Genomic DNA, 25893 nt, shown 5'->3' on the forward strand with positions numbered 1-25893 from the left:
AGAGCCGCTGACACGCATCGGTGGCCAGACAAAGCAAAAACGCCCGTAGAGGGCACATTTACGGAGAAGACACATGCGTCACGCACGAGGCTACCGCCGCCTGAACCGCACACACGAGCACCGCAAGGCGCTCTTTGCCAACATGGCCGGCTCGCTCATCGAACATGAGCAAATCAAGACAACCCTTCCCAAGGCCAAGGAACTGCGCCCGATCGTGGAAAAACTGATCACGCTGGGCAAGCGCGGCGACCTGCACGCCCGCCGTCAGGCACGCGCATCGCTCAAGCAGGACATGCACGTTGCCAAGCTGTTCGAGGTCCTCGGACCCCGCTATGCCGAGCGTCAGGGCGGCTACATCCGCATCCTCAAGGCGGGCTTCCGCTACGGTGACATGGCGCCGATGGCGATCATCGAATTCGTCGACCGCGATGTCGATGCCAAAGGTGCCGCCGACAAAGCACGCCTGGAAGAGCTGGAAGCAGCAGACGAAGAATAAGACCGGTTCCGTTAAGGAATGGTGAAGCCCCGTCAGGTCTCTGGCGGGGTTTTTTGTTCTGCAGCACGGTCGTGCGGAATAGCACCGAAGGTGCCCGCACGATCGATCACGCCGGAGGCGTGCTTTCAGCACGACCCGCCCCCCGGGCTGGCGATTGGCGACCAATAGCGCGCCGTTCAACCGTCGTCCGAAATTGGCCACCATAAACCGCACAGCCCTACAGTCAGACGCCACCCCGCGGTCTGGCCATCGCGCGCCTCACCGCACGCCTCGTTTCCACAGCATTAACCTTAACGCCCGATACCCCCCGCCATTGGATCCAATACCCGCTCTGTCTTTTGGCGGGGCACCCAAAGCGACCACCCTCTCTCTACGGACGCATAGCGTTCAGACCATGAGAGACGCGTCTCACAAGGCCCTCCGGGGCACAGGTTCGGAGCCCTTCGGGGCTCTGCACGGGGGAGAGGACGTCCACCCAACTGGGATGGCGCCATCCACTTTTTCTATCTTGGACATCCGTAATCGGCGGGTCTCCAAGACCAAACGAGATCATCGCACCCGGTGCGGAATCAAGGCGAAGCCGCCGCACCATCGCCAGACCGCCCCCCGGGCTGGCGATTGGTTGGCGTATGCGCAATGCTCATATTTCGTATGGACTTGGCCACCATAAAGCGCACTGTACAATCCGAGGACGCCGCCCCGCGCTCTGGCGATGGTGCTTTTGTAGTGCGTGTGTTCACGTGCACTTTACATAAAGTGTTGCACGAGGCATGAATTGAACAGTTTCCTCGATACTTATGATGGGTCGTTCCCCATTGAATTCATAATGCTCGTCTATAGTTGTTTGATTTGAGGTCGTGAGTTGATAGATGGTCAGCGAGTTTGATGGATTTGAGCTTCGATTAGGTGACGTAATGCGCGGTGAACGCGCAACGCTCGGAAAATCTCTTTTAGATGTTCAACGTGAGCTAAGAATCAAGGCAAGCTACATCGCAGCAATAGAAAATGCTGATCCAAATGCTTTTGAAACACCAGGATTTATCGCTGGATACGTTAGGAGCTATGCTCGCTATCTTGGAATGGACCCAGATCAGGTCTATAGAGTTTTTTGCGAGGAAAGCGGATTTGAAAATATTGACGCATCACACAGCGCCGCAAACAGCTTGAGTATAAAGAGGCTCACCAGAGATCAATTGCTTGCCAAAGTTCCTGTAGGCGTAGAATTCGAGGTGCAAACCTCTCCAAAGCCAAGAATAACGCGTCATATCAAAGGTGTTTTCTTCGTTCTAGCGTTTCCGTTTTTAGCATTGTTCGATTTGCTAAACTATTTGCTTAGTCAGGTGACCCGAAAGGAGCCGGGTAGCTCGCTTTCGTTTCAAAGTGTTTCTCCTAGTACAACGGATTGGTGGGCGGTGTTTGCTGTGGCTGCTAGTTTAATGTGTTGTACGTTGTTTTATTTGTCAGATCTACTGTCGTCAGTCAAAAGCGTGCCAACAAGGCTGTTGGTTTCCCTGATATTCGGTGTGACCATTGGCTTTGCGTTGGCGTGGTTTAATCCTAAATTTTTCTTTGCACGCATAACCCTTGCTCTACTGGCACCATTACTTGCTGCATCAATATTTGGCGCTGAAGTCCGGCTGAATGCGGATGGTGAGCTATTTGGCGGCTATATGTCCATTGGTTCGGATAGGGACCCGCTTGAAATTCTTGTTGTGGGATTGCTATGCGGGTTTGCGATGTTTCTTCATAGCCGTTCCAAATAATTGGTACACGTCGATAACATCAAACATCCAACTCCTCAACAAACCGCGCGTTCTCCTGAATATACTGGAACCGCAGCTCGGGTTTCTTGCCCATCAACCGTTCCACCAGATCTCCGGTTTCGCCCGGTTCGTCCTCGTCGATGGTCACGCGGATCAGTTTGCGGGACGCCGGGTCCATCGTGGTTTCTTTCAGGTCCTTCGCGTCCATCTCGCCCAGACCCTTAAAGCGCTGGACGTCGATCTTGCCTTTGCCGCCAAGGCCCTTTTCCATCATCTCGTCTTTCTCAACATCGTCCGCCACATAAAGCCGCTTGGCCCCCTGCGTGAGCCGGTACAGCGGCGGGCAGGCCAGATACAAATGCCCTGCGTCGATCATCGGGCGCATTTGAGTAAAGAAAAATGTCATCAAAAGCGCCGCAATATGTGCGCCGTCCACGTCGGCATCCGTCATGATGATAATCTTATCGTAACGAAGATCGTCCACATTGAACTTTGTGCCCAGCCCGACACCCAGCGCCTGAGTGAGGTCATTGATCTCATTGTTCGACCCAAGTTTAGAGGAGGCCGCACCAAGCACGTTCAAAATCTTGCCTCGCAGCGGCAGCAGCGCCTGTGTCTTGCGGTTCCGCGCCATTTTGGCAGACCCACCAGCGCTATCGCCCTCGACGATGAAAAGCTCTGTCCCGTCCCGCGCGGTGGCGGAACAATCGACAAGCTTGCCCGGCAGGCGCAGCTTTTTCGTCGCGGTCTTGCGCGCGGTCTCTTTCTCTTGCCGACGGCGCAACCGTTCCTCGGCGCGCAAAACCAGAAAGTCGAGGATCGCACCCGCCGATTTGGTATCCGCCGCCAACCAGTTGTCAAAATGGTCCCGGACAGAGTTTTCGACCATGCGCTGCGCCTCCACGGTGGCAAGGCGATCCTTGGTCTGGCCCACGAATTCTGGTTCCCGGATGAAACAGCTGACCAATGCGCCTGCGCCTGTGGTCAAATCCTCGCGCGTGATGGTGGTGGCTTTCTTGTTGTTCACCAATTCACCATAGGCCTTGATTCCCTTCAGGATCGCGGCCCAAAAGCCGGCTTCGTGGGTGCCGCCTTCGGGTGTGGGGACCGTATTGCAATAGGACTGGATGAAGCCATCACGCGACGGGGTCCAGTTGATCGCCCATTCAACCTTGCCCGGTGCGTTGAACTTTTCAAACCGGACCGAACCGGTGAACGGCTGGTCGGCATAGGTGGTGGCACCTGACAGTGTTTCGCTGAGGTAATCGGCAAGCCCGCCGGGAAAGTGGAACTTGGCCTCTGCCGGAGTTTCGCCATCGTCAATGCCGCATTTCCAGCGAATTTCGACGCCTGAAAACAAATAGGCTTTGGAGCGCGCCATCTTGAACAAGCGTGCTGGTTTCAGCTGCAGCGCGCCAAAAATCTCGGGGTCGGGATGAAAGGTCACAGAGGTGCCACGCCGATTCGGTGCGCTGCCGATCTTTTCCAGCTTGCCCTGCGGAACGCCGCGCGCGAATTCCATCGCGAATAGTTCCTTGTTACGGGCGACCTCGACCCGCAGGTGATCGGACAAGGCATTCACCACCGAAGAGCCGACACCATGCAGACCGCCGGAGGTTTCGTAACTGTCGCCGGAGAATTTACCGCCGGCATTCAGAGTGCAGAAAATGATCTCAAGAGCGGATTTTGACGGGTCTTTCGGATGTGGATCGGTGGGGATGCCGCGCCCGTTATCCCGTACCGAAACATGGCCCCCGTCATGCAGTTCGATTTCGATCCATGTGGCATGTCCAGCAACCGCCTCGTCCATCGAGTTGTCGACGATCTCGGCCACCATATGGTGCAAGGCGCGGTCGTCCTTGCCGCCGATATACATGCCGGGACGCAGGCGGACATGTTCCATGTCCTCCAACACCTCAATAGAGGCGGCATCGTAGTCTTTCGATGATGTCTGGGTCCCTGCAAGAAGGTCTTCGGCCATGGCAGCTGCTCTGTCTTTGTTGGTTTTCGACAGTATGACAGAGGGCGCGTTGCGGGGGAAGCACTAGCCGCTTTTGGTGTCTTTCAACAGCCGGTCGGCTTTGCGTCGCACCAGCACGCTGCGCAGATCGTGCATGGCAAGCAACAACGCGTCGGTGACGGATTCCAGCTGGTCGTCGGTGGCGCGCGATTGCGCCCATTGCGTGGTCAGGTTCAGATGATCCACGCTGCGCAGGATATCGTCGATGTCCCGCTCTGCGAGCACCTCCTGGCGGTCGACCATCCAATCGCGGATCACCGCCACGTCTTCGTCGCTGAGTGTGCGATCCCCGTGTGGTTTGATCTCGCCATTGCGGATGTTCACCACAGCGATCTGGTCCATTTCGATTCGCCGCTGGCGGTTTTCGGTATCGACGCGAAACACCACCGCGCCGTTTTCCCGCACCCGGAAGTAATAGTCTGGCAGTTCCGTTCCCATGCGTCAGGTCAGCCCCGCACAGAAGGTCTGGATGCGGGTACAGGCGTCTTCCAGCACCGCGTCCGATGTTGCATAGCTGACCCGGAAATAGGGGCTTAGCCCGAAAGCGGCCCCAAACACCACGGCAACGCCATGCTCGTCCAAAAGCGCTGTGGCAAAGGCTTCGTCGGTGTCGATCAATGCTCCGCCCGCGCTTGTTTTGCCAATGCAGCCTTTGATCGAGGGATAGACGTAAAACGCGCCGTCCGGCACGGCACAGGTGATGCCCTCTGCCGCATTCAGGCCCGTGACCACAAGATCGCGCCGTGTGCGAAAGGCCTCGCAGCGCTTCGCCAGATAATCCTGCGGGCCGTTCAAGGCCTCGACCGTGGCCCATTGACTGATCGAACAGGGGTTCGAGGTAGATTGCGACTGAACCTTGCGCATGGCGTTGATCAGCATTTCCGGACCCGCCGCGTAACCGATCCGCCAACCGGTCATGGCAAAGGCTTTGGACACGCCGTTCACAGTCAGGGTTCGGTCATACAATTCTGGTTCGACCTGTGCGGGTGTGCAGAATTCGAACCCGTCAAAGGCAAGATGTTCGTACATGTCGTCGGTCATGACCCATACATGCGGATGACGCAGCAGCACGTCTGTCAACGCTTTCAATTGGTCATGGCTGTATCCCGCGCCCGTCGGGTTGGACGGCGAATTAAAGATGAACCACTTGGTTCTGGGGGTGATGGCCGCCTCCAGCGCGTCGGGTGTCAGGCGAAACCCGTTTTCAAATGTCGTTTTGACCACGGCTGGTGTGCCGCCGGCAAGTTTAACCATGTCCGGATAACTGACCCAATAGGGGGCCGGGATGATCACCTCATCCTGCGGGTTTAACGTGGCCATCAGCGCGTTGAACAAGACCTGCTTGCCACCCGTGGAAACAGTGACATGCGAGGGTTCATACTCCAGCCCGTTTTCGCGCTTGAACTTGTCGCAAATCGCCAGCTTGACCTCGGGGATACCATCAACAGGTGTATATTTCGTTTTTCCCGCGTTGATCGCGGCAATCGCGGCGGCCTTGATATTGTCGGGCGTATCAAAATCCGGCTCCCCCGCGCCAAGACCGATCACATCTTTGCCTGCGGCCTTAAGCTCGGTGGCTTTTTGGGTCACGGCGATGGTGGGAGAGGGGCTGACACGGGCAAGGGCGTCCGACAGAAAGGGCATGAGGGCCTCTGTTTGTGATTGTATCCAGACTGTCTTAGGGTGCGCCTGAAAAACGATCAAGCAACGATCGTGAAAGGAGAACTGATGACCGAGAGCGACCACGACTGGTACGCCCCCGAGATTGCCACCTTCGGGGACCGTCTGACCGCTGCCCGCGAGGCGACAGGCATGAGCCAGGAAGCGCTTGCCAAACGTCTGGGTGTCAAGAAATCGACCATGCGCAACTGGGAAGACGACCTGTCCGAACCGCGTGCGAACCGGCTTGCCATTCTGGCGGGGCTTTTGAACGTCTCGATAATGTGGTTGATCAATGGTGAAGGCGAAGGCGTAGAGACGCCGGATAACGACACTTTGCCCAGCGATATCAGTGACATCATCCTTGAGGTGCGCGAGATGAAAGCAGAGCTTCATTCCAAAGCGGAACAACTGGCGCGGCTGGAAAAACGCCTGCGCCGGATTCTGGGCACCCAGACATGAGCGAGCCGCGCGAACACCGGCTCAAGCGGTTGACCATGCGGTCGATGCGCCGGGGCATCAAGGAAATGGATATCATTCTGTCCCGCTATGCTGCGCTGCGGCTGGGCACGTTTGAAGATCAGCAACTTGATCGCTACGATGCGCTTTTGTCCGAAAATGACCAGGATTTGTACCAGTGGGTCAGCGGCCAGAAACCGCCCCCCGATGCGCTGCGCGACATGATTGCAGATATCTCGGATGTTGCGTTTCGGGGCTGATATAAAAGAGTTTTGACGACTTAACCGATTATTCGGGATTTTGCTGAATGCTCCGTCGCAACAGATAAGGCGGAGACAATAATGAGCATACACACATCTGTTGAGCAGAACCGGTCCAGTGGCGTTTTGGATGGCTATCTTGAAGCACTTGCGCTGGTGGAACGGCTTCACCGGCTGCTTCTTGATGTTATCAAAGATGAATTTGAACGCGTTGGGGTGATTGAAATCAACGCCGTTCAGGCGCTGTTGCTGTTCAATATCGGCGATAACGAAGTGACCGCGGGTGAATTGAAAACGCGTGGTTATTACCAGGGCAGCAATGTCAGTTATAATCTAAAGAAACTTGTTGAAATGGGCTATATGCACCATCAACGCTGCGAAATTGATCGTCGCTCCGTTCGGGTTAAGCTAACGGTGCGTGGACGCGAGATCCGGGATTTGATCTCGGCTTTGTTCGGGCGTCACGCTGATGGGCTATTGGATAAAAAAGTGATTGACCACGATACTCTGGGCGAGATGAGCGATACTTTGCGTCGAATGGAGCGGTATTGGACCGATCAGATCCGGTATATTTACTAGGATTATCTTGGGCCGTCCTTGTGTGTTTTGGGCAAGTGCAACGGATGTTGAACGCGCCCAAAACACTGTGATCTGGCTATCACAGCCAGCCCGCGTCAGGTTACCAGTGGCCCGTGTTTTCCATACTTGCCCAAGGCTCTTGCGGGGGTAGGGGATCACCGGCCTGCAGCAGTTCAATCGAGATATTGTCAGGAGATCTGATAAAGGCCATGTACCCATCCCGAGGCGGGCGATTGATCGTGACGTCATTGTCCATCAGGTGCTGACAGGTCTCGTAAATATTGTCGACGCGATAGGCGAGATGCCCAAAATGACGGCTATCTGATGGCAATCCCTCATCCCCATCCCAGTTATAGGTCAGTTCGACGGGGTATTCTTCTTGGCCCTCAGGAGCCATAAAAATCAAAGTGAACCGACCCTTTTCATTGTCGGTTCGCCGGGTCTCTTTCAGGCCCAGCAGCTTGTAAAATTCCATCGACGCGTCCAGATCTTTGACGCGCACCATCGTGTGTAGATAGCGAAGGGGCATAGTGTCCTCTTGGTTTGGATGCGCAAGAGGCTAGGGGAATTCGCCGCGATGTCGAGTGTGAATCGGACCCTTAAAAGGCAGATCGGATGCCCAGTTGCACACCGTAATTTTCGGTCTCGTAAATGTCGATATTTGCGTCGGTACGTTCTGCACGAAACGTAATCGTTGGCATGAAACCGTAAAAATCCAGATCGGGCAAGGCTGCGGTGATGGTCGCTTTGACCGTGGTTTCTTCGCGTCCGTCGGAGGACAGCGAAGATCTGTCATGGGTCTTTTCGCCCAGCGCCAGACCGAACTGCATCAGCATTGAACCGACTGGTTTGGCCAAGCTGTATTGGACCGCAATTTCGCGCTGCGTGTAATCAAGGTAATCAGTGTCGCTGGTTGCTTTGCCGAACGTCGCGGACAGGCCAATCCGATTGCCGCTGTCCAGTGAAAACCCATAGCCCAGGCGGCCGGTCCAGATCGCGGCATCATCACGCCCGTTTTGCCCGACTTGAATCTCGCGCGTGAGTGACACAGAGGCCAATCCACGATCGCCTATAATCTGGTTGTAATTCGTCCCAAGCCGCGCATATCGCAACAATTCTTCGCCACCGTACCAACTGGCACCAAGACGCATGTTCCAACCAAGCTGGGCATTCGGAGCAGGCAGTCGGTATGTTTCACGAAGCCCAATAAATGTCGATGTAATCGCAAAATCGGAACCTTCCGCATCAGGTGCGATGTCTTTCGCTTCGCTGGATAGCACATATGTGCGATGGTTCAGGCCAAACTGCAAATCGGTGCGCTTGCGATCCGTATCGACAAGACGATACCGGATATTTGCACCAGCAGACACTTCCACCCCGGATAATGCGCGGGCTTGTCCTTCAAGCTCAAACTCGAACGGCAAATCGAACAGTTCAGAGGTTTCGTTCCGGCTTCCGTTATTGATGTTGGAGTTGGGCGAAACAGAGAAACGCAAAGCGGTCGACCATGGGTTTTGGCGACGCACATATCGGTAATCTTCTGTTGCCCGCAGCTTGAGCTGATCATTGGGAGCCAGTTGGACAGCACGGCGCAGCCAAAGCTGTGCTGCGGTTCTGCGGCCAGATGACGATAGGGCCTGCGCATTTGCCATTGCGGCCGCGTATTTTGCCTCTGTTTCCTGTGCCAGCGCCCAAGCCTTGCGCGCGTGATGCAGCGCCTCTGCATTACGGCCCAGATCCCGGGCTGCGCGAGATTTGATCAGATGCGCATTAAGGTCCTCATTATTCCGACCGATCAAGGCTGTCGACAAATCATACGCCAGACTGGCCTGTCCTTGCGAAACGGCCTGTCCAGCAAGCTCTCGCATCTGGGCTGGCGTCAATGTGACCTGTGCAGCTACAGCCGTCGCGGCCCCAATGGCCGCAACAACCGACGCCGCGATTATGCGTCGCAGTCTGATCATTGACGATAGACGACAAAGCCACCTGTTTCCTGGAAGTTGGTGCCGCTCACCCGCGGATCGCTACCTTCCAAAACGAGCACGCCAACCACTTCACCCGCATCTTCGCCGGATATAATGGCGTAGTACGTACCTTCACCAGTTGCTTGTGTGCTGCCATTGTCAAAATCCGCAAGCTCGCGAAGCTCACCTGTTATTTCACCATTAGCGTCTGCGTCATCAGGAGAAATAACCGGGCGGATGCGGGGCAAAACAGGGTTTCCGTCCTCGTCGGTTTCCACGATGACTGACGCGCCTGATCCGCCTTCTTCGTCAATGTTCAGGTCGCCAAACAACCCACCGCCCTCAGCACCTGCAGTGCTCAGCGCGGTCAGATATTCTTGTGTGATGTCGTTGCCTTGGCTGTCGAACAGACGGCGATTGTCGACAAACAACGCAACACCGCGTTGGCCGTTGTTGAAATCTTTGAAGTCGATCCGGAGTTCGGCGTCGCCTTGCACAAACTCAAGCCCACCACGGCCGCTGAAGACGCGAATGCCGGCATAATCGCCGCGATAGCTCGCGTCGCCTTCATTCGGAAGAACGAGCTGCACGACGTTGCCGTCATTGTCAAAACCATTGCGCTGGTACACGAATCCACCGAAGCCGTAGTCGATGTAAGATCCAGAGCGAACGATAGCGAACTCGGTTTGCCCGGTAACACTGCGCCCATAAACAGCGCGATAGGTAAAGGTGTTGAGGGACGCACCAGTTACGGGATCGCTTGTTTCCTCTTTGCCCTCATAAACGGCAAATGAGCCCAGCTGAGCAATACCGGTGACCGGATCACCGCGAGTATACACGTTGTCACCATCAAAGGCGATGTTGTCGACGACGAATTCGTCCTGACCCTGGTCATTCCGGTATTCGATATTGCGAGCAAACCCACCGCCGGTTTCATCATCAAGAGGTTCACGTCGCACGATGCTTGTGTCGGGCGTTGGGTTCGTTGTCCCCGGCGGCAATTCAGGGGTCCGGCCATCACTGTCGATCGGTGTTTCATCGTCGCCACCACCGCCGGTGTCGGGTTCGGTTTCTTCAGGCGTAACCAGAACGTCCCCGCCGCCGCTTTCGCAGGCCGCGACAAAACCCAGACACAGGATTATGAAAAAAATGCGCATCATTGAAGGTACTGCCTCAAGCTAAAATGGTCTTTTTCGCGACCTCGCTTCGAAAATCTGGCAGGCCCACGTGAAAGTCAACGCCAACTGACCGGGCAGAGTCGAAAAATCGGATCAGTGCGGCGCAGATACATTATGCCGCCTTAGTGGTTCCTAGATGATATGCTACGAGATGTTGTCGAAACCGACTCAGTGTAGTGGAAAGGATCTGCGATGCCTCTGTCGCCGGAACAACAGGCCGAAATCGAAGCGCAGCGCGCGACACCTCAGCAGACGCTGCGTGCAGTCAGCGATGGCATGGAGAGCCATCTTTACACGGCCTATCCGGTTCTGGACCACGGGTTTATCCGCGTCGTCGATTATATGGGTGACGATTCGGCGATTTGTCAGGCGGCCCGTGTGTCGTATGGCAAGGGCACGAAATCGGTGCAGAATGATGAAGGGCTGATCCGGTATTTGATGCGCCACTGGCATTCGACACCATTCGAAATGTGTGAAATCAAGCTGCACGTCAAATTGCCGGTGTTTGTGGCACGGCAGTGGATTCGGCACCGGACGGCAAACGTCAATGAATATTCCGCCAGGTATTCGATCCTTGATCGCGAATTCTATATTCCGGCACCAGAACATCTTAATGCGCAATCCGTGGTCAATAATCAGGGTCGGGGGGCCGCCCTGGAAGGTGAGGAGGCGGAACGCGTTCTGCGCCTTTTGCGCGAGGATTCGATGCGTTGCTATGATCATTACGAAGAAATGATTGGCCAGGATGGCCAACAAGGGCTGGCTCGCGAACTGGCGCGTATGAACCTGCCCGCGAATATCTACACGCAATGGTACTGGAAGGTCGATCTGCACAACCTGCTCCGTTTTCTTCGACTCAGGGCAGATTCGCACGCGCAGTATGAAATAAGGGTTTACGCCGAAGAGATTTGCAAAGTTGTCGCCGATTGGGTTCCGTTCGCCTATCGCGCGTTTGAGGATTACCGGATGGGAGGTGCCACTCTGTCTGGCACTGCGTTGGAGTGTGTGCGCAGGATGCTAAAAGGCGAAGAGGTCACACAAGAGACGTCAGGCATGTCCAAAGGGGAATGGCGGGAATTTGAAGAGGTGATAAAATAGTGGGCGCAGGTTTTGCGACCTGCATGCAAGTGTGATCCCAAAATGCCTGGCCAATTGGCATTCAAGCAGAGCTTGGCCTTGAAGGGTGTCCACGCACCGGAAAGTGTCGATGCTCGGCAGCCACTAATCCTTTTTTCATAAATGCGTGGCACAAAGGGCCAGTGACGCAAGACAAAGAAGGAGGCTGATGCAAACATCCCGAGGCAGTGAAACAACGTGATCCAAAGCGCCCCTTGGCATTGGTGCATGTCCCGCTTATACGCCCGGTCTATCCCCGAACAGCCGGAGGCCCATGATGCAGGGCAGCGCCAATCTTAATATCATGATCAAAGCCGCTCGAAAGGCGGGACGGTCGTTGAACAAGGACTTTCGCGAGGTCGAGAATCTGCAGACGTCGGCGGCGAATGCCGAAAAGTTTGTCGCACGCGCGCAGAGTGCTGCAGCCGAGATTTTGCGCGAAGACCTCGCATCAGCGCGTGGGACATATGGCTATCTGGAAACGAATGGGGAAACCGACGGTGAAGATCCCACGCGCAGGTGGATCGTCAATCCAATGGACGGCGCGGAAAACTATTTGCATGGCCAACCTCACTTTGCGGTGACCATCGCATTGGAACATAAGGGGCAGATCGTGTCTGCGGTTGTGTTTGATACGGCCAAAGACGAAATGTTCTATGCCGAGAAAGGTCAGGGTGCCTGGTTGAACGATAACAAACGTGTTCGTGTCTCTAGCCGGGATCGGTTGGTTAATGCGATCCTGGGCCATGCGGTACCCCATGGTGTGAAACGCACATTGCCTGCCAGTTTGAAAGACATGGCGCGCGTACTGCCGGAATGTGCGGGGCTGCGGGCATCAGGGGCAACTTCGCTGGATCTTGCCTATGTCGCGGCCGGTCGTCTGGACGGATTTTGGCGGCGCGAAGCAAGCCTTTTGGAATTGGCGGCGGGAACGCTGATTGCGTCTGAGGCAGGTGCTTTGGCAGAAGGCGTGCGCGACGGCCAGAAACCGTTGGAAGACGGTACGATATTGTGCGCCAATAACCAGCTGTTCTCTGCGCTTGCCAAAGTGATCCGCACCACTGATTAACCCGGGGCTGTTTCCGGTAGGTGTGATGTGTATCATACCCTGACTTTGCGGTGAGGGGATGGGCATGCATTTCAAAGATGTTCGTGGCAGTCGCATCATAAACCACAGACGGCGTCACGCCTTCGACCGCAAGGTCGAGAGTGGTGGGTTCGGGCGAATAATCGGCTTTTCGATGGCGTATTCTGTCGGTGACTGTGTCATGCCGCATTGGCAAAGAAAGCGCAGAACCACAGGCGGGTTACGACATGCGAGCGGTGAAAAGGCGCGTTCGGCTGCGCTTATATCGTGGGCCTTTGAGAGCCCCGAAATGGTTCGGAGCGCGGTCATCCAAAATCAACCGGAATCATCCTATACTCCGCTGATCTTATGGCGGTCAAACGATGAAGCGGCGGTGCCTTATGCAAATCCCAAAGGTGCGACGGGTGCTGTTTACAGCGAGGCGGATCGGGCGAGTTCTCTTGCTCAAGAATTCTTTACGGCACTGAATGTCGTGTGCAGACGTGACGATGATCATCCGCGAAAATGGGCCGGTCACTGGCCGCAAATGCGGAGCTTTGGACATGGGCTATCAGACCACCACTCACGCCGATGTGCGACGGGGGATCAGTCCAGAGATCGGAGCCGCCTCGATAGATTTGCGGCGCAAAGGTTCTGACATGATCGTCTATGCGCTGTCAGTGGATCAGGGGATTCTTGGGATTTCGTCACTTCCCGGTGTAAATGGCGATTATGCGGGCGATGTGCGGCATCTGGCGGAGTGGAAACCTGCGATTGTGGTGTCGCTGGTGACCGAGGTCGAATTGGTGGCTGCTGGTGCTGCGGGGTTGTGGCGTGATCTGGGCGATGCCGGCACCCGATGGGAGCATTTACCAATCGCGGATTTCGATGTGCCGGATGACGACTTCATGGAAAATTGGCCTGCTGTCAGCAATACTGCACGCCGGGCGTTGTTGGGCGGTGGGCGCGTTTTGCTTCATTGTCGTGGCGGCTGTGGCCGGTCTGGGATGGTTGCGCTGCGGCTGATGATCGAGGTGGGTGAAGCCGCGGACGAGGCATTGGAGAGATTGCGGGCGGTGCGGCCATGTGCGGTTGAGACGCCGGCACAGATGGCGTGGGCGCGGAACGCACGGCGCGCGCCTGCGGTTTTTGTGCGGCATGAAGATAATGCCGCAAAGTAATTTTGCGCTGGGCTGCTGATGACCCAGTCGGTGTCAAAAGCCCAACTCAGCAATCGACAGGAACAGCAAACGAGCGGATGGAGACGTGAGACTTTTGGTGACATCACCGACTGTTGAGCGCCGTTCTGACTTTGGACTGCTGCTGTAACAGTCGAATGACATGCAGGGCTGACGTTGTGTTTCATCCAAGTATCCAGGCAGTTTGACGTTAAACAAGACGCGCGTGGGGAATAAGTTTCATCTTGCGTCATGGTGTTCTGCCGCCCAAGAGGCACGGATTGATCTGCCATGATGAAGAATTGTTTCCAGAAAGGGAACAATCACTCATAGGGCCTCACACGCCCGAAATTTCCTAAAGAAATGAGGCAAGCGTGTTCTGCGACAGGGGCTTTTCCAGAAAAGTCACACCCGGCGGCAATTGGGCGTTAGCCAGTGCTTTGCCACTGACAAGAAAACATCGGGTGCCCGGTTCTTTGGTTGTGACGATGTTCAAAAGATCAATGCCTGTTGGCCCTGTACCCAGATCGAAATCGCTGACGACAAGCTTGAACGTGTCTGCGTCATAGGCTGACATACCGGCCTCAAAAGACGCGCAGCACGTGGTGTCATACCCAAGCGCGCCTAGGACAGACTGGGTTGCCAATCGGTCGGCAGGATTGTCGTCCACCACAAGCGCGCGTCGATCTTGGCTTGAAAGGACAGTCACCTGTGAGCTGTGCACCGGCAGAATACCCCGGACCGTGGTTCCGTGACCGCGGCTGCTTTCGATATGCAGGCTGCCGCCTGTCTGCGTGAAAAAACCATAAACGATCGACAAGCCAAGACCCGTTCCGCCCTGCGCCAAGCGTGTGGTGAAGAACGGCTCGATGGCCTTTTGCCGGATCTGTGCAGGCATGCCCGCACCATCGTCGATGATCGCGATTTCGGCGTGAACGCCATCGACACAGGACAGTCTGATTTCAATGGTGCCTTGATCGTCAATCGCATTGTTCGCATTCAGAACAAGATTGAGAATGGCGGATTCAAGTTGGCCGGGATCGGCCAGCACTTTGAGCGGAGCATCGTGATAGAACACGCGAAGCGCCACATTGTCCTTCAACCCGATCTCAAGCAATTCAATCATGCCTGCAACAAGCGCATTCACGTCAAGCACTTCGGGCAGAAGCGGTTGCTTGCGTGCGAATGCCAGCAGCCGTTCTGTCAGGGAGCTGCCATATTCAACCGCGTTCTCAATCGCGTTGATATGGTCAGAGGCGGGAGAGGTGTCTTTGAGCAGGTACGCATGGGTTCGGATCGTGGAAAGGATGTTTCCGAAATCGTGGGCGGTATCCCCGGCCAATTTTCCCAATGTTTCGATCTTGTCAATTTGTTCCAGACGGGCGGCGATATTGCGCCGTTCCGTGACATCGGCGACAAGCCAGACACGTCCGTCATCCGGCAAAGTGCTGGCGCGCACTTCCAGTATCTGACCGTCTTCTGACACAAGCTCCTTCAGGCCGCGATGTGTGCTGTCCAGCCTGGCATCGCGTGTTGATGCACCAAACGAGCCTGAACGAAAGCAATCAATCAGTCGCGTGGAATTCAGCGTATCGACATTGATATCAAGCATATCCGCAATGGCAGGATTTGCTGCGGTCAATCGTCCTGTGGCATCGGTGATGGCAATGCCTTCGGAAATATTGGCAAAGACTTTTTCAAATAGGGCGTTGCGCTGGTTTAACTGGCGATGCGAACGGTCCAGTCTGAGCGCGTTGGCGCGAAAGCTGCGGAACGATCGGAACAGATCGCCAATTTCATCATTGCCCCCCAAACGGCGCGGCAGGGCGCTACTGCGATCGCCGTTGGCAAGCCGCACCATGGCTTCGGACACGCGGCTGATGTTGAAGGCCACATAGCGCGACACAAACAACGCGGCCGCCAAGGCGCAGGCCAATGCGGTCAGGCTGATTGTTGCAACCGACAGGCGCGTCAGCTGAATTGTTGAAGATGATGCGTCGCGCTCTGCCGATAGAAAAACTTCGGCGTCAGAGGCAAACTCTGTTGCCAGCTCGTTGATGCGGTTTGCGTCGTGGCGGATGCGGAACAAGGCGTTTTGCGCATCGAGCACAGTGCCGAGTTCGATCCGGCGTAATTCGAAAATACCATCCGATCCCAAGACCTGACGCGCCAGAACCGCCAAAAATTGCGACTGCGCCTCGCTCAGCTCCGCTTGTGAGACAATAAGCCTTTGCCGCTGATAATGACGTTGTTCTTCGCCCACGCCGATCAGATTTTCTGCATAGGCACCATTCAGCGCGTCGGAGGTCATAGTCTTCAGCGTCCACCAGATCAGACGGTCAGCGTCATCACTTGACGGGTTTTCGATTGCTGCTGTGGCGCGCTCTCGTAAAGAGCTGAGTTCTGCAGTCCTTTGTCGGATCGTCGCCTGGATGTCGTCGAGCGATTTCGATGCCGAGACAAGATCAGTGATCCCGGTTTCCAATTCTTGTGTGATCGGGAAAATCTGGTTTCGTTTGCTGTCGGAAATCTCTGAGAATGGCCATTCATCACGTACGCGTTGCAAAATGGCGACCAGTTGCTGACCCTCTTGTTCAATCAGCACATTGGACCGTTGGTTCAACAGGTAAGGTGCCGAGGACGCGAGATCGGAGGTTCGCTTGGACAGATCAATCGCCTGCGCGACCTGGCTTAATGATTGACGATGCAAGTCCTGCAAACGTGCATCTACCTTTTGCAACGTTGTCCATGTCAGGGCGCTGATGGCCGAAACAGCGAGAGACAAGACCGCCAGCGCCAACCACAGGCGTCCCCGGACAGAGCGCGGCAGCACTTGCATCAAGCCGACCGTTTCAGATCATGTGCCACAAATATATACCCCTGACCGCGTCTGGTCTGAAGATGCACCGGCTTTGACGGGTTCTCTTCGATCTTGCGCCGCAATCGCAATATCAGAACGTCGACTGTGCGATCCACATATTTGGTCAGGTCGCCGCCCAGTTCTGCCAGCAAATCCACCCGTGTGATGATCACGTTGGGACGGCTGAGGAAATAATCCAAAAGGCGGTATTCGGCATTGGTCAGCGGAATTTCCTGATCATCAGCACCCAAAAGAGCCCGTTGTTTCTGATCCACAACAAACCGCCCGAACGAGACCCGGCGGCTGTCAGCATCCGCATCCAGAACAGGGCGCATCGGCTGCCCGTATCGGCGCAAGACGGCCCTGATCCGGGCGATCAACTCACGCGGATTGAACGGCTTGAGCACATAGTCATCCGCGCCGACCTCCAGCCCGACAATTTTGTCGGTTTCGTCGCCGCGTCCGGTCAGCATGACAATGGGGATATCCAACGCGCGCCGGATACTCATCGCCAATTCCAGCCCGCTTTCGTCACGCAGCTGTAGATCAATAAGCACAAGATCAAAGCTGGTATGGGCCTGTGCATCCTGAAACTCGGCGATGCTCGCCATGGGCACGGCGTCAAACTGATTGTCGGTCAACAGCGCGACAAGTGCATCGCGCATGCTTGCTTCGTCATCAACAATGCCTATGACCGGCCTTGACAAGATGTTCCTCCTTTTCTTGCGGGGTCAGACTAGCATCAAAGCCGCGCATCCGTCGCAATCTGAATTATTTCAATTGTTACAAATCAAAGCTGACACTGTAACTTTGTAAATCATTGCCCTGCGGATCTGCAGCATTGTTAATGTGCGTGGCATATCGCGGGGCGTGTCCCATTCCTACACTGATGACGTGCCACAGCCTCAGAGGAGGGCAGGCAGCACATTGATCGAATGGGAGGATCACATGAAAAGACTTGGTTTGATTTCGGCGGCCGTCATGATGGCATCGGCAGGGGGTACATTTGCCGATGAACTCAGCGTTGTGTGCGGCGCGGAACAAGATTGGTGCGATTTGATGGCCGCCGCCTTCGAAGAGCAGAATCCCGATACCGACGTGTTGATGGTGCGCAAATCCACAGGCGAAACCCTTGCACAGATCCGCGCAGAGGCAGGCAATCCCAAGATTGACGTCTGGTGGGGCGGAACCGGTGATCCACATCTGATTGCGGCTGAAGAAGGTCTGACACAACCGTCCGGCGTGGATACCGGCGAATTGCTTGGCTGGGCGCAGAACATGGCCGAAATATCCGACAGTCGCGCCATTGGTATTTATGCCGGGGCTTTGGGTATCGCTTACAATTCCGAAATTCTTGCTGACAAGGATATTGCGCCGCCACAATGCTGGGTCGATCTCGAAGATCCGCGGTTTGCGGGTGAAATTCAGGTGGCAAATCCCAACAGCTCTGGAACCGCCTACACGGCGCTTGCGACTTTCGTGCAGCTGTTCGGCGAAGATGAGGCTATGAAACGGCTGGATGCGATCGGCGAGAACGTCAATTCCTATACCAAATCCGGTTCGGCCCCGTCCAAGGCAGCGGCACGGGGTGAAACGGGTGTGTCCATCGGCTTTATGCACGACATGGTGAAACTCGCGGCACAAGGGTTCCCGCTGACCATTGTCGCGCCGTGCGAAGGCACCGGCTACGAGGTTGGGGCTGTGTCGATCATCGAAGGGGCCCGCAATTTCGACGCCGCCAAAGCCTGGGTCGAATTCGCGCTGAATGCAGAGGTCCAATCACGCGCACCGGAAGTCGGGGCGTTTCAGGTGCCATCCAACTCCAATGCGCAAGTCGCCCCGGACTCCCCGGACCTCGCGTCGATCAAGTTGATCGATTACGACTTTGCAACTTACGGATCTTCCGAGACACGCGAACGTCTGCTGGCCCGGTGGGACGCTGAAGTGGGCGATCAAAACTCTGATTGATGCTCCTTTTGTCAGACTAATCGCATCAGCGATCTGAGCAATGACGGTGCCTCGCATGTCTGTGGGGCATCCCTCCAGTCGTGGGAGATGTTTCATGAAAAACCCGATCTACCTCTGGCTGATCATCGGACTTGTCAGCTTTGTTGCCGTGCCGTGGCATATGACAGAAGACGGACTGTTCGATTTTGGCTGGATGACCGATGGTTCAGCTTCGACAGGTTTGTTTTCCACGATCGCGGGGCAGTGGTGGCTCGCGCCGGTCGGGGTGGCCTTTCTGGTCTCGGCGGGTGTGCAAGCAGGGGTGGACAACCCGGTGCGCCGCGCCAGACGGACTTTGATCGTGTCAATGGCAGGGCTTGGATGGTTGGCACTGCAGGGTTTGCTTATTGTGCGCAGCGGTCCCCGTCTGTTTGAGGCGGTTCTGACCAGTGAGGCGGTGGCCGCCGGACAGCCGGGAATGGGCGCAGGTGCCGCTGTATGTGCGATGGCCCTGCTGTTTGTGGCGACAATTTCCATGTCCCAATCAGGCAAAGGCCAGGGCGATGCGTTTGTTGTGTCGATGATCGGGCTCATCGTCGCCTTGGTAGCGGTTTTTGTCTTTTTCCCCGTTATGCACATTCTTGTGCGCGCCTTCGAGGTCGAGGGCGGTTATTCCCTGACCGAATTCTTCCCGCGTTTCCTGAGCAGTGATTTATGGGGGCTGGCCTGCATCTTTGGGGATCGCGCCTGCGGTGTGGCGATCAATTCGCTGTTTCTGGCAGTCATGACCGGTCTGGGCACAACCATCCTTGGTTTGGCATTTGCGCTTATTTTCACCCGCACGAATTTCCGCGCCAAGAAACTGCTGCGGGTGTTGACGGTCATCCCCATCATCACGCCGCCCTTTGTGATCGGTCTGGCCCTGATCCTGCTTTTCGGGCGCGCCGGCACTGTCACGGAATACGTCGCCGACTTGATGGGCTGGGAGGCGACGCGGTGGCTTTACGGGTTCTGGGGGATTTATTTTGCACAGCTGTTGTCGTTTGCGCCAATTGCCTTTCTGGTGCTCATCGGCGTGGTGCAGGGCGTCAGCCCCTCTATGGAGGAGGCATCGCAGACGCTGGATGCCAACCGCTGGCAGACATTCCGCAACGTGTCTTTGCCCTTGATGCGACCGGGTTTGGCCAATGCGTTTTTGCTGGGTTTCATTGAAAGCCTCGCGGATTTCGGCAACCCTCTGGTTTTGGGCAGTGGCTATTCCGTTCTGTCGACCGAGATTTATTTTGCCATTGTCGGCGCTGTCGCGGACCCCGCAAAAGCCGCGATACTGGCGATCGCGCTGTTGTCGCTGACGCTGACCGCGTTTCTGGCGCAGCGGTTCTGGCTTGGGAAAAAGTCTTACGCAACCATCACAGGCAAGGCAGACAGCGGTCAGAATGCCAGCCTGAACCCGGTATTGCGCGGGCTGTGCTATGCGATTGCATTGCCCTGGGCATTTCTGACGGCGGTGGTCTATTCCATGATTATCTTCGGCAGTTTTGTAAAGCTTTGGGGCTATGACCACAGCTTTACGTTGGCCCACTACACAAGAGCCTTTGGTATCGACTTTTCCACCGGCCGCTTTACCGGCGTCGCCTGGGACAGTTACTTCACCACGCTGACCATATCGTCGATCGCCGCGCCGCTGACGGCGCTTGTCGGTCTGGCCACCGCCTACCTTCTGGTGCGCCAAAAATTCGTCGGCAAGAATGCGTTTGAATTTTCCACCATGCTCAGTTTTGCAATCCCCGGCACGGTTATCGGGGTGAGCTATATCATGGCGTTCAACTTTCCCCCGATCGAGCTGACGGGAACCTCGATCATCCTGATCATCGTCTTTGTCTTTCGCAATATGCCGGTCGGTGTCCGCGGCGGGATCGCAGCCATGAGCCAATTGGACAAAAGCCTGGATGAGGCGTCAATCACCCTTGGGGCCAACAGCTTTACCACGGTGCGCAGAGTGATCTTGCCATTGATGGGACCGGCCATTCTTGCCGCGCTCACCTACAGTTTTGTGCGGGCGATCACGTCTGTCAGTGCGGTGATCTTTCTGGTCAGCGCCAAACACAACATGGCCACTTCGTTTATCGTGGGGCGCGTTGAAAATGGCGAGTTCGGCATCGCCATTGCCTATTCTGCGGTTCTGATCATCACCATGCTGGCTGCGATCCTGCTGTTGCAACTGGCTGTCGGGGCGCGCCGTTTGCGTCGAACCGACCGCGTTCAACAGGCTGCATGACCCCATCGTTTGAGGATATGACATGACACCACTCACACCTGGCTCCGTGCGCTTTGACGGCGTTGTCAAGACATACGGAGACGTAACGGCCCTGAAGGGTCTTGATCTGAACATTGAACCGGGCAAGCTTGTGACCCTTTTGGGGCCATCTGGCTGCGGCAAGACAACGACATTGCGCCTGATCGCGGGGCTGGAGATGGCCACGCAGGGAACCATCCGCATTGGCGGCGAGGACGTCACACATCTGACTGCGACATACCGCAAAGTTTCGATGGTTTTTCAGTCTTACGCGTTGTTTCCACATATGACTGTGCGGGAAAACGTGGCCTACGGGCTGACCGTCAAATCCCTGCCAAAAAAAGAGGCAGCGCAAAAGGCCGAGCAGGGGCTCGAACTGGTTGGGCTTGCCGGGTACGGAGATCGCCTGCCAAGTGAGCTGTCGGGCGGTCAACAGCAACGGGTCGCCGTGGCCCGCGCCATTGTGCTGGAGCCAGAGGTCCTGTTGCTTGATGAACCGCTGTCCAATCTTGACGCCAAGCTGCGCCGTCATGTGCGCGAAGAAATCCGGCAGATCCAGCAACGCCTTGGTTTGACGGCCGTTTATGTGACACATGATCAGGAAGAGGCCATGGCGGTGTCTGACGACATCATTGTCATGAACAATGCCGAGATTGCCCAAAAAGGCACACCAGCAGACCTTTATGAAGCGCCAGCATCGGCGTTTCTGGCTGATTTCATAGGTGATGCCAATCTTGCGTCCTGCACCGTTGAAACCGTGCAGGCGGGCACTGCGACAGTGGCACTCAATGATGTTCGTTACTGCGTGCCCGCCAATGATGTGACCACAGGCCCGGCGCAGATTGTGCTGCGCCCGCATGCCTTGCATCTCGGACCTCCAGACGCGGCAGGTGTGACCGGGGAAGTCACCTATGCCGCCTATCTGGGGAAGGAAATTCAGTATTCGGTTGAAACGCCCATCGGGTCTTTATTCATTGTCGCACCGGTGCAGGCCAGATCTTTTGCCAAAGGCGATGCCGTCAGTGTTGTGATCGACGAGACCCAAGCGCGCCTTGTTCCGGCGTAGCGCCCGATCATCCATAACAGGCCTTTGACCTGCTGATGAAACGGGTTGCTGGACCGTGCGTGGTACTGGTGCCGGTTGCACCCAATGAGGGGGAGCGGGGATAAGGTGAGAGGCTGGACAACGACCCAAGCGGGGCTCGTTACGGCTGCTTCCTTCCGGACCTGACCGGGTTGGCGAGGCGCTCGCCCGCGCCAACCTCTCAGGGGCTGAGATAAGCGCAAGAATCGGGAATTGCAAGTCCAGCGCGGGGGTGGAGGCCGCCTTTGCATTGCCCTTTTCGGACTGTCATGGCATCGCGGGCAAAACGCGAAGGGGGATTTATGCAAAACGCAGAGCGGGTGACATTTGGGGGATCAGGTCTGGATCGCGCGGCAGAGCTGCGCGGGGACATCCCGGCATTGGCCGCCGCAATGGCCGATGCGCACACCCGCACGGTTTTGCTTTGGCAGGGCAAGGCGTTGTTGACGGGTGACGGCGCAGAGCGGCAATTGGCGCGGCTGCCAATGGACCATCCGGTTCTGAAAGAGGCCGATGCGCCCCCGGTCCTTTTGGGGCGCGAAGATGGGGCCGTGCGGTTCGCGCATGATATTTCAGGATGGGTTCCGCAAGACGACATCACCGATGTTGGTGCCTTTGTCGACACAAGCGAACAGCGCCATCCCTCACTTTCAGGCGATTACCGATTCGCGGAATTGCGGACTGTCATGACCACGCTGACCCCACGCGATGCGGAATTGGCGGCGACCGCAAAGGCCATTCTGGGGTGGCATAAAACGCACGGCTTTTGCGCGCGCTGCGGCGCTCAAAGCGACGTAACACAGGCGGGTTGGCAACGGGTTTGTCAGACATGCGGCGGACACCATTTTCCGCGCACCGATCCTGTTGTGATCATGCTGATCACGCGTGGAAACAAGGTTCTGTTGGGGCGGTCTCCGGGGTGGCCCGATGGGATGTATTCCTGTCTTGCCGGCTTTGTTGAGCCGGGCGAGACGATTGAAGCGGCGGTCCGGCGTGAGGTTTTGGAGGAAGCGGGCGTACGAATTGGCGACGTGCGCTATTTGTCGAGCCAGCCCTGGCCGTTTCCGGCATCCTTGATGTTCGGATGTCATGGCATTGCGTTAACCGATGAAATCACGATTGATCCGGCCGAGATAGAAGACGCACTGTGGGTCAGCCGGGAGGATGTGATGGACGCTCTGGCCGGGCGGCGCGATGGGCTGTTGCCCGCCCGCAAAGGCGCGATTGCGCATTTTTTACTGCGCAATTGGCTTGCCGACACGCTTGATTGACGCAAGTCTAGGCGCAACTGACGAAAAGGGCGGCACCATGCAAGTGACAGCGACCGAGGATGTTGCAGCTTCGATTGAGCACGTATTTGCAGAATTGACGGCGTTTGATGCCTTGGAACGCCAAGCGTTGCGGCGTGGGATTGATGTCCGTCGCAGGTTTCGCGGCGCGGTGCCAGAAATCGGGGAAGGGTGGGATGCCGGTTTTCGGTTTCGCGGCAAGGACCGCACCGTCAAAGTGACGCTGAGCCGGTATGAGGCTCCTCAGTTTCTTCGGTTTTCGGGATCAACCGGGGGGCTTGAAACCGATACTCAGATTGAGCTGGTTCCCCTGTCGCCGCGCCGGACCCGGGTGAATGTTGTGTTCAAGATGACGCCCCAGACCCTGTCGGCGCGTCTTTTGGTGCAATCCTTCAAGTTGGCCCGGTCCCGGATCAACAAAAAATTCAAAAAACGCATGTCGAGTTTTGCGCGCGAGATTGAAAGCAAGCAGGCAACATCTGCGTGAACCTGCGCAGGTTAGGCGGTGCCGGAAGAGGGGCTCTGCCCCTCGGCCTGCGGCCTCACCCCGAGATATTTTTGAAACAGAGAGGGATGGTTGCTAGTGCCAGTCGAAAAACCCTGGACCGGCCCGATCGAGCAATGTACGCGCCAGGGTTTCGCCCAGTTTTGCGCCCTCCGAAATTGGCCCGCTGATTTCATCTGAATGCGAGGTCGAGCCGTCCGGGCGCAACACTTCGCCGCGCAGACGCAGCGTGTCGCCATGCAATTCTGCCAGTCCGGCAATCGGGGTTTCGCAGGACCCGTCCAACGTTGCCAGGAAGGCGCGTTCGGCAGCCAGCCGTTGACCGGTTTCGATGTCATGGATCGCCGCCAGCATGTCCGTCGCGCGGGCGTCACTTGCACGGCATTCGATACCGATGGCCCCTTGCGATACGGCAGGCAGCATGTCGGTGGTTTCAATCGGGGTTTTCGGCACCTCGTCCATCTTGAGCCGATTGAGCCCCGCCATGGCCAGAAATGTGCAGGAGGCGACGCCGTCATGCAGCTTTTTGAGGCGGGTTTGCAGGTTGCCCCGGAATTCGACCACGTTCAGATCGGGGCGGCGGTTCATCAGCTGTGCCTTGCGCCGCAAGGAGGACGTGCCGACAACCGCGCCTTCGGGCAGGTCTGCAATGCGGGTCACGCTGGGCGAGATGAACGCATCGCGCACGTCTTCGCGCGGCAGGTAGGTTTCAAGCACCAGACCCTCGGGTTGTTCGACCGGCATGTCTTTCATCGAGTGGACGGCGATGTCGATGCGGCCGTCTATCATGGCCTCTTCGATTTCCTTGGTAAACAGGCCCTTGTTGCCGATCTCTTTCAGCGGGCGATCCGCGTCGATCAAGGCGCGGTCATCGCCGGTTGTTTTGATCGGAACGATGGTAAACGCTTCAAAAGGCAGATCAAATGCGGCGGCAAGCCGGTCGCGGGTTTCATATGCCTGGGCCAAAGCAAGCGGCGAGCCACGCGTGCCTATGTTCAGGGGCTGGTCGGGGGTGGGCAGGTCAATCGTCATAAAGTGATCTTTAGATGTGTAAACTTGTCCTGACAACCATGCTTGGCTTGACATATTGCCGCCAAGGGGTGATCCGAGGTTGACGAACCGAAGGAACGACCATGGCCGAGACAAAAACAATCCTGCGCGCATTGGCAGGTGAGACCCTTCCGACACCTCCGATCTGGATGATGCGACAAGCCGGTCGATATCTGCCCGAATACCGCGCGACACGGGCCGAAGCCGGGGATTTCCTGTCGCTGTGCTATAACTCCAAGTTGGCCGCCGAAGTGACGCTACAGCCAATCCGGCGCTATGGGTTTGATGCCGCGATCCTGTTCGCCGACATTTTGTTGTTGCCACAGGCGCTGGGCGCGGATTTGTGGTTTGTGACCGGCGAAGGCCCGCGTTTGTCGACGATCACCACCCAGGCCGAATTTGACAAGCTGGGGTCTGGCGAGATGATTCACGACACGCTGAACCCGATCTACGAGACCGTGCGCATCTTGCGGCGCGAGTTGCCGGAAGAGACCACGTTGATCGGCTTTGCCGGTGCGCCCTGGACCGTGGCGACCTATATGATTGCCGGGCGGGGCACGCCGGATCAGGGCCCGGCGCATGCGTTGAAAAACGAAAATCGCGCTGTGTTCGAGGCGATAATGGACCGGCTGACCGAAAGCACGATTGATTATCTGTCAGCGCAGATCGACGCGGGGGCCGAGGTGGTCAAGATTTTCGACAGCTGGGCGGGGTCTCTCAAGGGGGAGGACTTCAAGAAATACGCTTTGGAGCCTGCCAGGATCATCACCCAAGAGATAAAACGCCGCCATCCGGGTATCCCGGTGATCGCGTTCCCGCGTCAGGCGGGGGACAATTATATCGGCTTTCATGCAGCAACCGGTGCCGATTGTGTGGCGCTCGACGACAGTGTGACGCCAGAGTGGATTGCAACACATGTGCAGCCGGCGGGATGTGTGCAAGGCAATCTGAAATCATCGCATATGGTGACCGGTGGTCAGGCGTTGGTGGATGAAACCCGCAAGGTTGTGGATGCGCTCAGGAATGGGCCGCATATTTTCAACCTTGGCCACGGGATCACGCCGGATGCCGATCCTGAAAACGTGCAGTTGATGATCGACACGGTGCGCGGCATTTAAGGCTGC

Annotated in this window: 22 protein-coding genes, 1 other RNA gene and 1 pseudogene; 14 read left to right on the forward strand and 10 right to left on the reverse strand. The window is 56.5% G+C overall.

Translation table 11 applies throughout. The features are described 5' to 3' along the window. The first annotated feature begins 73 nt into the window (after positions 1 to 73). Complete coding sequence (gene rplQ, locus ACG74X_RS18305) at positions 74 to 496, forward strand: 50S ribosomal protein L17 (protein WP_411236642.1); 423 nt, start codon at positions 74 to 76, stop codon at positions 494 to 496. Positions 497 to 1365: 869 nt separating this feature from the next. Then, positions 1366 to 1626: pseudogene (locus tag ACG74X_RS18310) on the forward strand (helix-turn-helix domain-containing protein); the annotation flags it as partial. Positions 1627 to 2278: 652 nt separating this feature from the next. Here ACG74X_RS18310 and parE read toward each other — a convergent pair. From parE to ACG74X_RS18325, 3 genes are all read right to left on the reverse strand, one after another. After that, entirely contained in the window at positions 2279 to 4240 is a 1962-nt protein-coding gene (gene parE / locus ACG74X_RS18315) for a DNA topoisomerase IV subunit B (protein WP_411236643.1), read from the reverse strand. 63 nt (positions 4241 to 4303) lie between these two features. Then, entirely contained in the window at positions 4304 to 4717 is a 414-nt protein-coding gene (locus tag ACG74X_RS18320) for a hypothetical protein (protein ID WP_411236645.1), read from the reverse strand. A gap of 3 nt (positions 4718 to 4720) precedes the next feature. Further along, a complete protein-coding gene (locus ACG74X_RS18325) occupies positions 4721 to 5923 on the reverse strand; it encodes a pyridoxal phosphate-dependent aminotransferase (protein WP_411236646.1) in 1203 nt (400 codons plus the stop codon). 84 nt (positions 5924 to 6007) lie between these two features. On the opposite strand from ACG74X_RS18325, the gene ACG74X_RS18330 reads away from it, so the two are divergent. The 3 genes from ACG74X_RS18330 (at position 6008) to ACG74X_RS18340 (ending at position 7236) form a co-directional block, all read left to right on the forward strand. Further along, positions 6008 to 6400: a helix-turn-helix domain-containing protein gene (locus tag ACG74X_RS18330; RefSeq protein WP_411236647.1), complete on the forward strand. Its 393-nt coding sequence runs from the start codon at positions 6008 to 6010 to the stop codon at positions 6398 to 6400. Next, complete coding sequence (locus ACG74X_RS18335) at positions 6397 to 6657, forward strand: succinate dehydrogenase assembly factor 2 (RefSeq protein ID WP_411236648.1); 261 nt, start codon at positions 6397 to 6399, stop codon at positions 6655 to 6657. The genes ACG74X_RS18330 and ACG74X_RS18335 overlap by 4 nt, the downstream gene beginning before the upstream one ends. 81 nt (positions 6658 to 6738) lie before the next feature. Continuing rightward, the gene (locus ACG74X_RS18340; RefSeq protein WP_411236649.1) at positions 6739 to 7236 is read left to right on the forward strand and encodes a MarR family winged helix-turn-helix transcriptional regulator; all 498 of its coding nucleotides are present in this window, start codon (positions 6739 to 6741) and stop codon (positions 7234 to 7236) included. Between the two features lie 100 nt (positions 7237 to 7336). Here the strand turns inward: ACG74X_RS18340 and ACG74X_RS18345 are convergent, their stop codons facing one another. The 3 genes from ACG74X_RS18345 to ACG74X_RS18355 form a co-directional block, all read right to left on the reverse strand. Further along, a complete protein-coding gene (locus ACG74X_RS18345; protein WP_411236650.1) occupies positions 7337 to 7765 on the reverse strand; it encodes a VOC family protein in 429 nt (142 codons plus the stop codon). Between the two features lie 70 nt (positions 7766 to 7835). Then, positions 7836 to 9200, reverse strand: coding sequence for a tetratricopeptide repeat protein (locus tag ACG74X_RS18350; RefSeq protein ID WP_411236651.1), 1365 nt, complete (start codon positions 9198 to 9200; stop codon positions 7836 to 7838). After that, positions 9197 to 10360 carry a hypothetical protein gene (locus ACG74X_RS18355; RefSeq protein WP_411236653.1) on the reverse strand — a complete coding sequence of 388 codons (1164 nt, stop codon included), beginning with the start codon at positions 10358 to 10360 and terminating at the stop codon, positions 9197 to 9199. Before ACG74X_RS18355 ends, ACG74X_RS18350 begins: the two co-directional genes overlap by 4 nt. 210 nt (positions 10361 to 10570) lie before the next feature. On the opposite strand from ACG74X_RS18355, the gene thyX reads away from it, so the two are divergent. From thyX to ACG74X_RS18370, 3 genes are all read left to right on the forward strand, one after another. Then, positions 10571 to 11476, forward strand: a complete 906-nt coding sequence (thyX, locus tag ACG74X_RS18360) for an FAD-dependent thymidylate synthase (protein ID WP_411236655.1) — start codon at positions 10571 to 10573, stop codon at positions 11474 to 11476. A 295-nt stretch (positions 11477 to 11771) separates the two neighbouring features. Further along, a complete protein-coding gene (locus ACG74X_RS18365) occupies positions 11772 to 12563 on the forward strand; it encodes an inositol monophosphatase family protein (protein WP_411236745.1) in 792 nt (263 codons plus the stop codon). 485 nt (positions 12564 to 13048) lie between these two features. After that, positions 13049 to 13741: a protein phosphatase gene (locus ACG74X_RS18370; RefSeq protein ID WP_411236656.1), complete on the forward strand. Its 693-nt coding sequence runs from the start codon at positions 13049 to 13051 to the stop codon at positions 13739 to 13741. A gap of 352 nt (positions 13742 to 14093) precedes the next feature. Here the strand turns inward: ACG74X_RS18370 and ACG74X_RS18375 are convergent, their stop codons facing one another. After that, positions 14094 to 16577 carry an ATP-binding protein gene (locus tag ACG74X_RS18375; RefSeq protein WP_411236657.1) on the reverse strand — a complete coding sequence of 828 codons (2484 nt, stop codon included), beginning with the start codon at positions 16575 to 16577 and terminating at the stop codon, positions 14094 to 14096. Further along, a complete protein-coding gene (locus ACG74X_RS18380; RefSeq protein ID WP_411236747.1) occupies positions 16577 to 17308 on the reverse strand; it encodes a response regulator in 732 nt (243 codons plus the stop codon). Before ACG74X_RS18380 ends, ACG74X_RS18375 begins: the two co-directional genes overlap by 1 nt. A gap of 238 nt (positions 17309 to 17546) precedes the next feature. Between ACG74X_RS18380 and ACG74X_RS18385 the strand changes: the two genes are divergently transcribed. The 3 genes from ACG74X_RS18385 to ACG74X_RS18395 all read left to right on the forward strand — a co-directional run bounded on the left by ACG74X_RS18385 (position 17547) and on the right by ACG74X_RS18395 (position 21907). Next, complete coding sequence (locus ACG74X_RS18385) at positions 17547 to 18566, forward strand: ABC transporter substrate-binding protein (RefSeq protein WP_411236658.1); 1020 nt, start codon at positions 17547 to 17549, stop codon at positions 18564 to 18566. A 94-nt stretch (positions 18567 to 18660) separates the two neighbouring features. Continuing rightward, complete coding sequence (locus ACG74X_RS18390) at positions 18661 to 20823, forward strand: ABC transporter permease (protein ID WP_411236660.1); 2163 nt, start codon at positions 18661 to 18663, stop codon at positions 20821 to 20823. Between the two features lie 22 nt (positions 20824 to 20845). Continuing rightward, positions 20846 to 21907, forward strand: coding sequence for an ABC transporter ATP-binding protein (locus ACG74X_RS18395; protein WP_411236661.1), 1062 nt, complete (start codon positions 20846 to 20848; stop codon positions 21905 to 21907). 103 nt (positions 21908 to 22010) lie between these two features. Here ACG74X_RS18395 and ffs read toward each other — a convergent pair. Further along, positions 22011 to 22109: signal recognition particle sRNA small type (ffs, locus tag ACG74X_RS18400), an RNA gene on the reverse strand. 118 nt (positions 22110 to 22227) lie between these two features. Between ffs and nudC the strand changes: the two genes are divergently transcribed. After that, the gene (nudC, locus tag ACG74X_RS18405; RefSeq protein WP_411236662.1) at positions 22228 to 23196 is read left to right on the forward strand and encodes an NAD(+) diphosphatase; all 969 of its coding nucleotides are present in this window, start codon (positions 22228 to 22230) and stop codon (positions 23194 to 23196) included. A 37-nt stretch (positions 23197 to 23233) separates the two neighbouring features. Beyond that, positions 23234 to 23701 (forward strand): SRPBCC family protein, encoded by a 468-nt coding sequence (locus ACG74X_RS18410; RefSeq protein WP_411236664.1) that lies wholly within the window; start codon positions 23234 to 23236, stop codon positions 23699 to 23701. Between the two features lie 93 nt (positions 23702 to 23794). Here the strand turns inward: ACG74X_RS18410 and hemC are convergent, their stop codons facing one another. Beyond that, the gene (gene hemC / locus ACG74X_RS18415; protein ID WP_411236665.1) at positions 23795 to 24751 is read right to left on the reverse strand and encodes a hydroxymethylbilane synthase; all 957 of its coding nucleotides are present in this window, start codon (positions 24749 to 24751) and stop codon (positions 23795 to 23797) included. A gap of 101 nt (positions 24752 to 24852) precedes the next feature. On the opposite strand from hemC, the gene hemE reads away from it, so the two are divergent. Beyond that, positions 24853 to 25887: a uroporphyrinogen decarboxylase gene (gene hemE / locus ACG74X_RS18420; protein ID WP_411236666.1), complete on the forward strand. Its 1035-nt coding sequence runs from the start codon at positions 24853 to 24855 to the stop codon at positions 25885 to 25887. Positions 25888 to 25893 lie beyond the last annotated feature (6 nt).

The sequence above is a fragment of the Marivita sp. S0852 genome, assembly GCF_046591575.1.
GTDB lineage: Bacteria > Pseudomonadota > Alphaproteobacteria > Rhodobacterales > Rhodobacteraceae > Marivita.

Excerpts from the sequence above, each read along its gene's own strand:
- rplQ (WP_411236642.1), top strand. The coding sequence starts at position 74 with ATGCGTCACGCACGAGGCTACCGCCGCCTGAACCGCACACACGAGCAC.
- parE (WP_411236643.1), bottom strand. The coding sequence starts at position 4,240 with ATGGCCGAAGACCTTCTTGCAGGGACCCAGACATCATCGAAAGACTAC.
- ACG74X_RS18320 (WP_411236645.1), bottom strand. The coding sequence starts at position 4,717 with ATGGGAACGGAACTGCCAGACTATTACTTCCGGGTGCGGGAAAACGGC.
- ACG74X_RS18325 (WP_411236646.1), bottom strand. The coding sequence starts at position 5,923 with ATGCCCTTTCTGTCGGACGCCCTTGCCCGTGTCAGCCCCTCTCCCACC.
- ACG74X_RS18330 (WP_411236647.1), top strand. The coding sequence starts at position 6,008 with ATGACCGAGAGCGACCACGACTGGTACGCCCCCGAGATTGCCACCTTC.
- ACG74X_RS18335 (WP_411236648.1), top strand. The coding sequence starts at position 6,397 with ATGAGCGAGCCGCGCGAACACCGGCTCAAGCGGTTGACCATGCGGTCG.
- ACG74X_RS18340 (WP_411236649.1), top strand. The coding sequence starts at position 6,739 with ATGAGCATACACACATCTGTTGAGCAGAACCGGTCCAGTGGCGTTTTG.
- ACG74X_RS18345 (WP_411236650.1), bottom strand. The coding sequence starts at position 7,765 with ATGCCCCTTCGCTATCTACACACGATGGTGCGCGTCAAAGATCTGGAC.
- ACG74X_RS18350 (WP_411236651.1), bottom strand. The coding sequence starts at position 9,200 with ATGATCAGACTGCGACGCATAATCGCGGCGTCGGTTGTTGCGGCCATT.
- ACG74X_RS18355 (WP_411236653.1), bottom strand. The coding sequence starts at position 10,360 with ATGATGCGCATTTTTTTCATAATCCTGTGTCTGGGTTTTGTCGCGGCC.
- thyX (WP_411236655.1), top strand. The coding sequence starts at position 10,571 with ATGCCTCTGTCGCCGGAACAACAGGCCGAAATCGAAGCGCAGCGCGCG.
- ACG74X_RS18365 (WP_411236745.1), top strand. The coding sequence starts at position 11,772 with ATGCAGGGCAGCGCCAATCTTAATATCATGATCAAAGCCGCTCGAAAG.
- ACG74X_RS18370 (WP_411236656.1), top strand. The coding sequence starts at position 13,049 with ATGTCGTGTGCAGACGTGACGATGATCATCCGCGAAAATGGGCCGGTC.
- ACG74X_RS18375 (WP_411236657.1), bottom strand. The coding sequence starts at position 16,577 with ATGCAAGTGCTGCCGCGCTCTGTCCGGGGACGCCTGTGGTTGGCGCTG.
- ACG74X_RS18385 (WP_411236658.1), top strand. The coding sequence starts at position 17,547 with ATGAAAAGACTTGGTTTGATTTCGGCGGCCGTCATGATGGCATCGGCA.
- ACG74X_RS18390 (WP_411236660.1), top strand. The coding sequence starts at position 18,661 with ATGAAAAACCCGATCTACCTCTGGCTGATCATCGGACTTGTCAGCTTT.
- ACG74X_RS18395 (WP_411236661.1), top strand. The coding sequence starts at position 20,846 with ATGACACCACTCACACCTGGCTCCGTGCGCTTTGACGGCGTTGTCAAG.
- nudC (WP_411236662.1), top strand. The coding sequence starts at position 22,228 with ATGCAAAACGCAGAGCGGGTGACATTTGGGGGATCAGGTCTGGATCGC.
- ACG74X_RS18410 (WP_411236664.1), top strand. The coding sequence starts at position 23,234 with ATGCAAGTGACAGCGACCGAGGATGTTGCAGCTTCGATTGAGCACGTA.
- hemC (WP_411236665.1), bottom strand. The coding sequence starts at position 24,751 with ATGACGATTGACCTGCCCACCCCCGACCAGCCCCTGAACATAGGCACG.
- hemE (WP_411236666.1), top strand. The coding sequence starts at position 24,853 with ATGGCCGAGACAAAAACAATCCTGCGCGCATTGGCAGGTGAGACCCTT.